This window comes from Rhodococcus sp. 852002-51564_SCH6189132-a (genome assembly GCF_001665495.1).
GTDB classification, from domain to species: Bacteria; Actinomycetota; Actinomycetes; order Mycobacteriales; family Mycobacteriaceae; genus Rhodococcus; species Rhodococcus pyridinivorans.
The window spans coordinates 20,860-33,011 of sequence record NZ_LZMJ01000086.1 but is presented as its reverse complement, the minus strand read 5'-3'; the positions used below and the strand labels follow the sequence as shown (position 1 = coordinate 33,011).

General features: G+C 68.9%; 9 protein-coding genes and 2 pseudogenes. 5 read left to right on the top strand and 6 right to left on the bottom strand.

Translation table 11 applies throughout. From position 1 onward, the window contains the following. The first annotated feature begins 1 nt into the window (after position 1). The gene (locus A5767_RS21595; protein ID WP_019288533.1) at positions 2–802 is read left to right on the top strand and encodes a DNA-formamidopyrimidine glycosylase family protein; all 801 of its coding nucleotides are present in this window, start codon (positions 2–4) and stop codon (positions 800–802) included. Here A5767_RS21595 and A5767_RS21590 read toward each other — a convergent pair. Continuing rightward, a pseudogene (locus tag A5767_RS21590) lies at positions 772–1,356 on the bottom strand (TetR/AcrR family transcriptional regulator). The gene A5767_RS21595 and the pseudogene A5767_RS21590 sit on opposite strands and share 31 nt — an antisense overlap. A 139-nt stretch (positions 1,357–1,495) precedes the next feature. Between A5767_RS21590 and A5767_RS21585 the strand changes: the two are divergent. Continuing rightward, a pseudogene (locus tag A5767_RS21585) lies at positions 1,496–2,220 on the top strand (oxygenase MpaB family protein); the annotation flags it as partial. Positions 2,221–2,330: 110 nt separating this feature from the next. Then, on the top strand, positions 2,331–2,852 hold the full coding sequence (locus tag A5767_RS21580) for a hypothetical protein (protein WP_006550155.1): 522 nt from the start codon (positions 2,331–2,333) through the stop codon (positions 2,850–2,852). Between the two features lie 108 nt (positions 2,853–2,960). Here A5767_RS21580 and glpD read toward each other — a convergent pair whose 3' ends face one another. After that, entirely contained in the window at positions 2,961–4,691 is a 1,731-nt protein-coding gene (glpD, locus tag A5767_RS21575; RefSeq protein WP_064853116.1) for a glycerol-3-phosphate dehydrogenase, read from the bottom strand. A 116-nt stretch (positions 4,692–4,807) separates the two neighbouring features. Between glpD and glpK the strand changes: the two genes are divergently transcribed. Continuing rightward, the gene (gene glpK / locus A5767_RS21570) at positions 4,808–6,322 is read left to right on the top strand and encodes a glycerol kinase GlpK (protein ID WP_064853115.1); all 1,515 of its coding nucleotides are present in this window, start codon (positions 4,808–4,810) and stop codon (positions 6,320–6,322) included. A 39-nt stretch (positions 6,323–6,361) separates the two neighbouring features. Here glpK and A5767_RS21565 read toward each other — a convergent pair whose 3' ends face one another. Continuing rightward, complete coding sequence (locus A5767_RS21565; RefSeq protein WP_064853114.1) at positions 6,362–7,759, bottom strand: NAD(P)H-quinone dehydrogenase; 1,398 nt, start codon at positions 7,757–7,759, stop codon at positions 6,362–6,364. Between the two features lie 212 nt (positions 7,760–7,971). Here A5767_RS21565 and A5767_RS21560 point away from each other — a divergent pair, with 212 nt between their 5' ends. Next, complete coding sequence (locus A5767_RS21560) at positions 7,972–8,442, top strand: gamma-glutamylcyclotransferase (RefSeq protein ID WP_006550151.1); 471 nt, start codon at positions 7,972–7,974, stop codon at positions 8,440–8,442. Between the two features lie 12 nt (positions 8,443–8,454). Here A5767_RS21560 and A5767_RS21555 read toward each other — a convergent pair whose 3' ends face one another. The 3 genes from A5767_RS21555 to A5767_RS21545 form a co-directional block, all read right to left on the bottom strand. Then, positions 8,455–9,501, bottom strand: a complete 1,047-nt coding sequence (locus A5767_RS21555; protein ID WP_064060885.1) for an ABC transporter ATP-binding protein — start codon at positions 9,499–9,501, stop codon at positions 8,455–8,457. After that, on the bottom strand, positions 9,498–10,952 hold the full coding sequence (locus tag A5767_RS21550; protein ID WP_197483289.1) for an ABC transporter permease: 1,455 nt from the start codon (positions 10,950–10,952) through the stop codon (positions 9,498–9,500). Before A5767_RS21550 ends, A5767_RS21555 begins: the two co-directional genes overlap by 4 nt. A 107-nt stretch (positions 10,953–11,059) precedes the next feature. Next, positions 11,060–12,103: an iron ABC transporter substrate-binding protein gene (locus A5767_RS21545; RefSeq protein ID WP_064853112.1), complete on the bottom strand. Its 1,044-nt coding sequence runs from the start codon at positions 12,101–12,103 to the stop codon at positions 11,060–11,062. Between the last annotated feature and the right edge of the window lie 49 nt (positions 12,104–12,152).

Genomic DNA, 12,152 nt, shown 5'->3' with positions numbered 1-12,152 from the left:
CGTGCCCGAGGGAGACACCGTGTTCCGCGCCGCGCACCGCCTCCGAACGGCACTGGAGGGAAAGGTGCTCACAGAGACGGACTTCCGCGTTCCGCGTTTCGCCACGGCCGATTTTACCGGGTGCACGGTCGACGAAGTGGTCTCGCGGGGCAAGCACCTACTCGTCCGCGTCGCCGACGTCTCGATCCATTCGCACCTGAAGATGGAAGGCGAATGGCACGTCTATCCGCGCGGAACACGGTGGCGCAAGCCCGGATACAAGGCGCGCATCGTGCTCGGCACCGAGGACGTGCAGGCGGTGGGTTTCGAACTCGGCATCGTCGAGGTGCTCGCCCGTGACCGGGAGGACGACGCCGTGGGCCATCTCGGGCCGGATCTGCTCGGTCCCGATTGGGATCCCGAGCGTGCGGCGGCGAATCTCGTGCGCGACCCGGACCGTCCGATCGGGGTGGCCCTGCTCGATCAGCGCATCATGGCCGGCGTCGGGAACGTGTACCGCTCCGAATTGTGCTTCCTGCGGGGCGTCGATCCGTGGACCCCGGTCGCGCAGGCCGGGGATCCCGCTGCGTGGGTCGACCTCACGCATCGGTTGCTGGTCGCGAACCGCGACCGGACGACCCGTATCACCACCGGCGACCGTCGTCCGGGCCGCAATCTGTGGGTCTACGGGCGTCGCGGGAAGCCGTGCAGACGCTGCCATACCCCGATCCGGTTCGGCGAGATCGGCACCGCGACCGATCCCGAGCGGGTGGTCTACCGGTGCCCGCGATGTCAGCCGCGCCCGGAAGGATCCCCGCCCTGATCGCCCTGCAGACACGCCGCCCTGCCGGCGTCCTCGACGAGCGCGACGCAGTGCCGGACGAGGGTGTCTCGCGACACGGCGAGGTCGCCTTCGAGGTACCTCATGAACAGGCTGGTGAGGGCGCCGACGGCACCCACGGCCACCATGTGGCGCTGTCCCTCGTCGCCACCCGGGGGTAGTTGGTCGCGGACCAGCGCGACGAAGGCCGGGGCGAGTTCGATACCGCGCCGACTGATTGTGGGTTCGCGCAGCGGGGCGAGGAGGAGCACGCGTCCCTTCGCGGGGTCGTCGACCATGAGCTCGACGACCCCGCACCGCGGCCTCGGCCCGGCCGAGGGTGGGGGCGGACAGTACCGCCTCGGTCAGCGCGTCGCGGGCGCGGTCGGCGACGTGGCGTAGACCTCGCGGACGAAGGTGTCGCGGTCGGTGAAGCTCTCGTAGAAGTACCGTTCGGTGAGTTCGGCGGCCCGGCACACGGCCCTGACGTTCGCTGCCGCGCCGTCGGGCGCTCCGAGCAGGTCGACGCCCGCCCAGCTGCGGCGCGTGGTGTCCACCTTGTCGCTTCCCGTCGTTGTCGGGCCGGACACCGCCGAGTCGTCGCACCACGCGGCACCGCGCCCTGCGCGGCCGGAACCACCGGAACCCCTGGGCCCCGATTCGTTGACCTGGCGATACTTCGGCGGCCGGCGCGGCATGCTCTTCGGGCCGTGGGCTGGGTCGATGCAGAACATGCATCCCGGACTCGGCGCCGGGGTCGAGGAGCACTCGAAGTTCTTCGACGAACGGGGGGAACGGCTCTACCGATCGCTGTACCCGATCTACGGCGTCGTCTTCGACGGTCCCCGCGCCCCGGAGACCGCAGCGAAGGTGCGCGGCTACCACAACACCATCAAGGGGATCGACAAGAAGGGCCGCAGGTACCACACACTCGACCCCGACACCTTCTACTGGGCGCACGCGACCTTCTTCTACAGCCTCGTCGTCTCCATCGAGTGGTTCGACGGCCCGCTCACCCTCGAACAGAAGCACCGCCTGTTCGACGAGCACGTGCAGTGGTACCGGCTGTACGGCATGCCGATGCACTCGGTCCCCGCATCCTGGGAGGACTTCCTCGAGTACTGGGACCGCGGTGCCGCACCGTGCTCGAGGACAACAAGGCCACCCGAGACGTGCTCGACCTGTCGAATCTCGACCGTCCGCACTTCCTGCGGTGGTTCCCCGAAGCGGTGTGGAAGTTGATCCGCCCGCTGGTGACGGCCGGTTTCCTGTGGCTCACCGTCGGGTTGTACGACCCGCCGGTGCGCGAGCTGCTCGGCTACCGATGGAGCCGACCGGAGGCGGCACTGCACGCTCTCGTCGGTCGCGCCATCGGACTCGGCACGAAACTCGTTCCGTGGCGATACCGCTACCACCCGCGGATGCACTACAGCCCGAAGGTGACGGATCGCCACCGTCCCACTTCTGTTTCACCCTGACGCACCCTTCCGGTAGCGGCGTCGACGAGGGCGTTCTGTGTCACGCTAGCGAGGTGTCCACGCCCTCGTACCTGTCGTCCGGACGGCGCCGCCCTCTGTCCCCGGAGTCGGCGGCCTCCCGCATCAGCGCCTACGTCTACGGCAACATCCTGGTGCTGGCCGCGCTCGTCCCCATCACGACCTCGCCCGAGTACATCGGGATCGCGATCGTGATCGGCACCGCACTCTCGACGTTCATCGCCCATGTCTTCGCGGAGTCGGTCGCTCAGTCCGTTCGTTCGGGTGCTCAACTCACGCGCAGCGAACGCATCGAGGAACTCCGCGACTCCGTTCCCATCCTGTCGTCGGCGGTATTGCCCTGTCTCGTGCTCGCCACGGCCTGGGTCGGCTGGCTCGAGCCCCGGACGGCCCACATCCTCGCCGAGGTCGCCGTGCTGATCCGTATCGGCTCGACCGTATTCGTCGTGCGCCGGTTACAGAATCGCAGCCCGACCCACCGGACCGTGGCGGCCGCGGTGGGGGTGGCTCTGATCGCGACGGTCGTGGTCGTCGTGAAGGTCGTGCTCACGCACTGACCGCCGAGAAGGCGGTGTCACGCACCGACCGCCGAGAAGGCGGTGTCACGCACCGACCGCCGAGAAGGCGGTGCTCACGCACCGACACCCGTCGCAAACCGCCCGCGGCTACGTGATGGGCACCGGTTCGAGGATCTCCGGCCGGGCCTCCGGGGCCGCTGCCCGGAGCGCGTCCGCGGATTCGTCGTCGGGTCGGTTCTGCGACTCGATCTCCGCCTCGACGCGCGCCCGGTAGGTCGCGACCTCCCGGTCGATCGTCGCGTCGTCCCAGCCGAGGACCGGAGCGACCAGCCGGGCCGTCTGCTCCGCACAGTGCAGCCCGCGGTGCGGGTATTCGATCGAGATCCGGGTCCGGCGCGCCAGGAGGTCCTCGAGATGTAGGGCTCCTTCGGCCGCAGCGCCGTAGACCATCTCGACCTGCAGGTACTGGGGGGCATCGGTCAGCGGTTCGAGCAACTCGGGCCGGCCCTTCGCGAGGCTCAGCACGTCCTCGACGAGGGAGCCGTAGCGGTCGAGCAGATGCTTGACGCGGTAGGGATGCAGACCGTACTGCTCGGCGAGATGCATGGTCTGGTTGACCAGCGCGAAGTACCCGTCGGCCCCGACGAGGGGCACCTTCTCGGTGATCGACGACGCGATCCGGGCCGGGATGTCCTCGGCCGCGAGATCGACGGCGTCCTCGGCCATGACGCGGTAGGTCGTGTACTTGCCACCGGCGATCGCCACGAGCCCCGGCGCCACCCGCGCGACGGCGTGTTCACGCGAGAGCTTGGACGTCTCGTCGCTCTCCCCCGCCAGCAGCGGGCGCAGACCAGCGTAGACACCGTCGATGTCGTCGTGGGTGAGCGGGACGACGAGTACGCGGTTGACGTGGTCGAGGATGTAGTCGATGTCGGCCTTCGTCGCTGCCGGGTGCGCCAGGTCGAGATTCCAGTCGGTGTCGGTGGTGCCGATGATCCAGTGGTTGCCCCACGGGATGACGAACAGCACCGACTTCTCGGTACGCAGGATGATCGCCGAATCGCTGACGATCCGGTCGCGGGGCACGACGATGTGCACGCCCTTCGACGCGCGGACCCGGAATCGGCCGCGCTGCCGCGACAACGACTGGATCTCGTCGGTCCACACACCGGTTGCGTTGATCACCGCGTGCGCCCGCACCTCGGTGACCGAACCGTCCTCGCTGTCGCGCACCCGCACACCCGACACGCGGTCGGCCTCGCGCAGGAAACCGACGACCTGCGTCGACGTACGCACCACCGCACCGTAGTGCGCGGCCGTCCGCGCGACGGTCATGGTGTGCCGGGCGTCGTCGACGACCGTGTCGTAGTAGCGGATTCCGCCGACGAGCGAATTGCGCTTGAGACCGGGAACCATCCGCAGGGCGCCCGAGCGGGTCAGGTGCTTCTGCGCCGGAACGGACTTCGCGCCGCCGAGACGGTCGTAGAGGAAGATACCCGCCGCGACGTAGGGCCGCTCCCACCCCCGATGGGTGAGCGGGAAGAGGAACTTCAACGGCCTGACCAGGTGCGGGGCCAGGGTCGTCAATGCGAGTTCGCGCTCGCGCAAGGCTTCTCGCACCAGACCGAATTCGAGCTGTTCGAGATAGCGCAGGCCGCCGTGGAACATCTTCGACGACCGGCTCGACGTGCCGGACGCGAAGTCGCGGGCCTCGACGAGAGCGACTCGCAGGCCCCGGGTTGCGGCGTCGAGCGCTGCTCCCGCCCCGACGACACCACCGCCGATGACGACGACGTCGAACTGTTCGGTGGCGAGACGACGCCAGGCGTCGGCGCGCTGTTGCGGTCCGAGGAGTTGCACACCCGATTGGTTGGTCACCGCACCTGCTCCCGTGAGTCGTCGACGTATCCCGATCAAGGGTAGTAGCTTCGGACCCGCAGCGCGCAGCGGAAGCGTTGCCGAACCGAGCCGTCCCCTTCACCCGAGGATCACCTGTGAACCAGTTCATCGCGGCGATCGACCAGGGCACCACGTCCAGCCGGTGCATCATCTTCGACCACGACGGGCGCATCGTCTCGCTCGCGCAGAAGGAACACCGCCAGTTCTTCCCGCGGTCGGGATGGATCGAACACGACCCGGAAGAGCTGTGGCTCAACACCCGTGAGGTGGGCGCCGCAGCACTCGCCAAAGCGGATCTGCGACGCAACGACGTCGCGGCGATCGGCCTGACGAACCAGCGCGAGACCACGGTGGTGTGGGACCGCACCACCGGAAAACCGGTGTACAACGCGATCGTCTGGCAGGACACCCGCACCGACAGGCTCGTCGAGGAGCTTGCCGGCGACGCCGGGCCCGACCGCTACCGCGAGATCACCGGACTACCGCTGTCGACCTATTTCGCCGGACCGAAGGTGCGGTGGATCCTCGACAACGTCGACGGTGCCCGAGAGCGCGCCGAGGCCGGCGACCTCGCGTTCGGCACCATCGACAGCTGGATCCTGTGGAATCTCACCGGTGGTGTCGGCGAGGAGGGTCAGCCACCCGGACTGCACATCACCGATGTGACCAACGCCTCCCGGACGCTGCTGATGAATCTCGGGACACAGCAGTGGGATCCGGCGATCTGTGCCGAACTCGGCATCCCGGAGTCGATGCTGCCGGAGATCCGCAGTTCGTCGGAGGTGTACGGGCACGCCCGCGAGCGCGGACCGCTCGCCGGGGTCCCGGTCGCCGGCATCCTCGGCGACCAGCAGGCCGCGACCTTCGGCCAGGGCTGCCTGTCCCCCGGCGAGGCGAAGAACACCTACGGCACCGGCAACTTCCTGCTGCTCAACACCGGCACGACCCCGGTGCGCAGCGAGCACGGCTTGATCACCACCGTCTGTTATCGCATAGGTGACGCCCCCGCGGTCTACGCCCTCGAAGGTTCGGTGGCCGTGACCGGTTCGCTCGTGCAGTGGCTGCGCGACAATCTCGGGTTGATCCGGTCCGCCGACGAGATCGAAGCGCTCGCCACGAGCGTCCCCGACAACGGCGGGGCGTATTTCGTGCCGGCCTTCTCGGGATTGTTCGCGCCGCGCTGGCGACCCGACGCCCGCGGCGTCATCGCCGGCCTGACGCGCTTCGTCGAGAAGGGCCACCTCGCGCGGGCGGCGCTCGAGGCGACGGCCTACCAGACGCGGGAGGTCATCGAGGCGATGAACGCCGACTCCGGGGTCGACCTGTGCACCCTCAAGGTCGACGGCGGCATGGTCGCCAACGATCTGCTCATGCAATTCCAGTCGGACATCCTCGGTGTGCCGGTGGTACGACCCACCGTTTCCGAGACCACCGCACTCGGCGCCGCCTACGCGGCCGGTCTCGCCGTCGGCTTCTGGGAGGACGAGGAGGACATCCGCCGCAACTGGACCGCGGACCGCACGTGGGAGCCGGCGATGCCGGTCGACGAACGCGAGCGCCTGTTCGGCGAATGGAACAAGGCGGTCGAACGCACCTACGACTGGGCCTGAGCAGGGCGGGATCGCCGCGAATCCCGCCCCGTCCGGTGCCTAGTCCAGATCGTCGTGGCGCATCAGCTGGCGGGCGGCCTCGGTGACCGATCCGCTCAGCGACGGGTAGACCGAGAAGGTCTGCGCGAGGTCGTTGACCGACAGGTTGTTCTGCACCGCCAACGCTATGGGAAGGATGAGCTCGGACGCGGTCGGGGCGACGACCACACCGCCGATGACCACACCGGTCGCGGGGCGGCAGAAGATCTTCACGAAACCGCGCCGCAGGCCGGACATCTTGGCGCGCGGGTTGGTGTTGAGCGGGAGCATGACTGTGCGGGCGGGCACCTCGCCCTTGTCGATCGTCGCCTGACTGACACCGACGGCGGCGATCTCGGGACGCGTGAACACTGCGGCCGCAACGGTTTTCAGCTTGATGGGGCTCACGCCTTCGCCGAGCGCGTGGTAGATCGCGATGCGGCCCTGCATGGCCGCGACCGACGCGAGCGGCAGCAGTCCGGTGCAGTCGCCCGCGGCGTAGATGCCGGGGACGGCGGTACGGGAGACGCGGTCGACGGGAAGGTAACCGCCCCGGTCGAGTTCGAGCCCGACCTTGTCGAGACCGAGATCCCGGGTGTTGGGCACCGAGCCGACGGTCATCAGCACATGGCTGCCCTCGACGATGCGGCCGTCGGCGAGGAGCACGCGGACGCCGTCCTCGGTGCGTTCGACCCGGTCGGCGCGGGCGTGCTTGACGAGGGTCACACCGCGCTCGGTGAGGACGTCCTCGAGCACGAGAGCCGCGTCCTCGTCCTCGTGCGGCAGGATCCGGTCGCGGCTCGACACGACGGTGACCTGCACGCCGACCTCGGTGTAGGCGGAGACGAACTCGGCGCCGGTGACACCCGAACCGACGACGACGAGGTGCTCGGGAAGCTTCTCGAGGTCGTAGAGCTGACGCCAGGTGAGGATCCGCTCACCGTCCGACTCCGCGCCCGGCAGGACACGCGGGCTCGCGCCGGTGGCGATCAGCACGACGTCGGCGCCGAGCACCTTCTCCTCGCCGGTCAGCAGCTTGGCGCGCACCTGATGGGCGGCCATGCCGGGCTGCGCGTCGACGAGTTCGCCGTAACCGGAGAACAGCTTCACCCCGGCGGCCTCGAGCTTGGTGCGGATGTCGGAGGACTGCGCGCGGGCGAGGCTCTTCACACGGCCGTGCACCTGCGGCAACGACACCTCGGCACGGTCGAGTTCGATGCCCAGGTCGGCGGCGCGGCGCATGTCGGTGCGCACGCCGGTCGAGGCGATGAAGGTCTTGGAGGGGACGCAGTCGAAGAGCACGCAGGCGCCACCGATCCCGTCCGAATCGATCAGTGACACCGTCGCGCCGTACTGGGATGCCACCAGCGCCGCCTCGTATCCTGCGGGGCCGCCGCCGATGATGACGATCCGGGTCATTGTTCTCCTCTGTATCGATTCCGAAGGGTGCCGGGTCGGGCTGCACGTGAGCGCCTGGTGGGCACACACGTGGTCTCAACGCTATGCCAATGCCCCCACCTCGCGCACAGGGACCGGCGGACCCGGCACGCAACGGCCCCCCGATAACTCCTCGTCCGTCCCTGCGCCGCCCCTCCGACGACTCCGGTGGACGACGGGTTAGCCTTATCCTCGTGCCGATCTACGCCGCCTACGGGTCCAACATGCATCCGGAGCAGATGCTGACGCGCTGCCCGCATTCGCCGATGGCGGGAACCGGGTGGTTGCACGGTTGGCGACTGACCTTCGCCGGCGCCGACATCGGCTGGGAGGGCGCCCTCGCGACGGTCGTCGAGGATTCGGACGCGAAGGTGTTCGTCGTGCTCTACGACGTGCCGGAGGACGACGAACGCAGCCTCGACCGCTGGGAGGGAGCCGAACTCGGTTTCCACCGCAAGATCCGCGTGCGCGTCGACACGGCCGACGGTCCGGTCCTCGCGTGGCTGTACGTCGTCGACGGATACGAGGGCGGCCTGCCGTCGGCACGCTATCTGGGCGTGATGGCCGACGCGGCCGAGATCGCCGGGGCCCCCGCCGAATACGTTCGGGATCTGCGTACCCGCAACAGTCGCAATGTGGGTCCGGGGCGTCCCGACGGCTTCTAGACGCCGGCCTTCCTACCCTCCGGGATAGAAGGGCACCGGTCGCCGGACGCTCACCGTCACCGGGTCGCCCGCCTGCAGACCGTGCAGGGTGGTGCACAGGGCACGGACGGCGATTCCCATCCCCTCGACTCGCACTTCGCTGTGTGCGCCGCCGAATGCCGTGTCGCGCACAGTGAACGATCCGGCAGCAGGGCACTTCGTCGGCGCTGCCCCGACTTCGATCTGTTCCGGTCGCAGCAGGACGCGACCCACGCCGTGTCCGGGTGAGACGAGCTGAACCTTCCCGAGCGGGGTCTGCGCGCAGTCGCCGAACGCCTCGGCCTCGAGTACGATCGCCTCCCCCACGAACTCGCCCACCGCGACGGATGCCGGCCTCCCGTAGACCTCCTCGGGCGAGCCCACCTGGGCGATCCGGCCGTCGAGCATCACTGCCAGCCTGTCGGCCATGGCCAAGGCCTCCGTCTGGTCGTGGGTCACGAGCACCGCCGCGACCGACTGTTCGCGCAGCAGCGTACGGACATCCGCGCGCAGACTCGCGCGCAGACCGGCGTCGAGCGCGCTGAACGGCTCGTCGAGCAGGACCACGGACGGTCGCGGTGCCAGTGCACGAGCCAGAGCGATCCGCTGCTGTTGCCCGCCGGAGAGCGCGCTCGGCTTACGGTGCCCGACTCGCGGAAGACCGACGAGATCCAGTAGTTCCTCGACCCGGCGTCGATGTTCCTCCCGCGCACCTCCGCGCCACGGCCGGTTCGCTCGCCCCAGACCGTAGCCGATGTTGCGCGCCACGTTCAGATGCGGGAACAACGCGCCTTCCTGCGGCACGAGGCCCACCCCGCGACGTTCGGGTGGCACGTCGGTCACGGTCACGTCGTCTACGGAGACCCGTCCCGACGCTGCGGGATGCAGCCCAGCCGCCACTCGCAACAGCGTGGTCTTGCCGCCACCCGACGGTCCGAGGACGGCGAGCAGATCGCCGCGCGGCACGTCGAGGGTCACATCGGTGACGACTTCGGCGGCGCCGTATCGCGCGGATACATTCTCGATGGTCAGACCGGTCACTCTTCGCCTCCACTTTCCGCGTCGACCCGGCCGCGCAACAGACGTCCCAGCACGAGCGACGGCAGTGCCGCGATGAGGACGAGGATCACCGCATAGGGTGCTGCCGAGCCGTACGCGAGGGTTTCGGTATGTCGCCACATCCCAGTCGCGAGCGTGTCGTGCCCGATGGGGACGAGCAGCAGCGTCGCAGGCAGTTCCTTGGCGATGGTCAGGAATGCCAATGCCGCACCGGCGACCACGCCGGGTGCGGCGATCGGGATCGTCACCCGCAGTCCGGTGAGCAATCGTCCGGAACCGAGAGTTGCGGACGCATCTTCGAGACCCCGGGGGATCGCGGCGACCGCCGCATGGATCGACCCCACCGCGAGAGGGAGGAACAGGACCGCGTAGGCGATCACCAGCATCGGGGTCTGCTGGTACCACTGCGGGAGCAGTCGGATGCCGAAGAACACGAGCGCCAGACCGACGGTGATGCCGGGCAGCGCGAAGCCGATGTAGGCGGCGCTCTCGGTGAAGCGCGACAATCGGGAGTGCGACCGTGCGGCGTAGATGCCCACCGGAAGTGCGAGCACCGTGGTCAGCAACGCACCGAGCGCGGACACCCACAGAGTGTAGGTGGTGGCGGTCCAGATACCGGACCAGTCGACCGCGATCTGCTGTGACCTCCACAACCAGCGGGCCAGGCCCGCGACCGGAACTCCCACGCTCACGACGAGCAGAGCGGTGAGGAAGCCGATCGCCGGCCATCGCCGTGAGCCGAGCATCACGGGTTCGGCCGTGCGCGCGGTGCCGGATCCGATCCGCGCGGTGGCGCCGCGGCGCGCTCTCCGTTCGGCGACGGTCAGCACCACGGCGATCGCGACCAGCACGAGGCCGAAGACAGCGGCGGGCGTGCGATCGAGAAGTCCCCGATAGCTTCCGTAGATCGCCAGGGTGAACGCTTCGTAGCGCATCAATGCGACGGCGCCGAAGTCGCTGAGCGTGTAGAGCGCGACGAGCAGTCCGCCCGCCGCCGCGGTAGGCCACACCTGCCGCAGGGTGACGGTGAGGGTGGCGGCCAGCCGGGACCGGCCGAGAGTGCGGGCCACTTCCTCGAGCCCCGGATCCGCCGAGGCGAGTGCCGCCGCCACGGGCAGATAGACGTAAGGAAAGGACGCGCAGGTCAGGACGAGGGCAGCACCGACGAAACCTTCGAGCGCGGGGAACTGGGCGATCCAGACGAAGCCCGACACGTACGAGGGGATCGCCAAGGGCAGACTCAGGGCCAACGCGAACCAGCGACGGCCGGGGAGATCCGTGCGGGTCGTCAACCATGCTGCGGCGAGCCCCAGGATCAGGCAGGCCACCGTGACCGTCACGGCGAGCGCGCCGCTGCGCCACACCAGTTCGAGAGTGCGTGGCCGGAACACGAGCGAGAAGACCCGCTCGGGGCCGTCCGCGAACGCGCGCATCAGCAGGTGCACGACAGGTGCGAGCGCGAACACGGCAACACCCAGGGCAGCCGTGGCCAAGATCGGCCGGCCGCGTCGGGTGCCGTCGCGCGGGGTAACGAGGGTGATCAGATGAATTCCAGTTCCTGCAGGAGCGCCTGTGTTTCGGCCAGGGACGCCAGTTCGGCCAGTTCGATGTCGGAGGTCCCGATCTCGGAGAGCGGGCGCAGGTCGGTCTGGGTTTCGGTCCCCTCGACGACCGGATACTCCGCGGTCTCGTCGGCGAAATAGGTCTGCGACTCGGGCGAGAGCAACGCTGCCACGAACTGCTCGGCCTGCTCGCGCTGGTCGGTAGTGGCGAGCACCGCGGCGCCGGCGATGTTCACCAGGGCACCGGGATCGCCCGCGTCGAAGAAGTGGAGCTGCACGGCAAGGTTGTCGGCGCCCTTCTCGTCCGCGAGCCCGTACCAGTAGTAGTGATTGGTGAGGCCGAGGGTCACCTGGCCGGTGTCGACGCCCTCCATGAGAGGTCCGTTGCCTTCGAAGGCGACCGGTTCGTTGGCCTTGAACGCCTCGAGCCATTCGCGGGCACCGTCCTCGCCCCGGGAGACACGGAGTCCGGTCACGAACGACTGGAACGACGCATTGGTCGGCGCGAAGCCCACCTGGCCCCTCCACTTCGGGTCGAGGAGCCCGTCGATCCCGCTCGGCAGGTCCTGCGGCTGCACCTTGTCGTCGTTGTAGACCAGGACGCGAGCCCGTGCAGAGGTGGCGACCCAGGTGCCGTCCTCCGCGCGGTAGTTCTCGGGCACCTGATTCGTCACACTCGCGGGCAGCTGCTCGAGCAGACCCGAACGGTCGAGCAGACCGAGCGCGCCGGCATCCTGGCTGAAGACCACATCGGCGGGCGATGCGGCACCTTCTTCGACGAGCTTGCCCGTGATCTCCGGCGTGCCGCCGTAGACGACGTCGATCGGGAAACCGAGAGTGCCTTCGAGCTGTTCGACGAGCGGGCCCACCAGGTTCTCGCTACGCCCGGAATAGAGCGTGAGCGCCTCCCCGTTCGAAGCGTCCGGGGTGGTGTCGCCCGAGCCGCTGTCGCTGCACGCGGCGAGAACGGCGACGAGCGTGGCTGCCGTCAGCCCTGCGCCGATCCGGTGTCGAAGGGACATCGATTCCTCCTGGTATGGGTGAGCTCACACATCCTACCGTTCAGGTAAG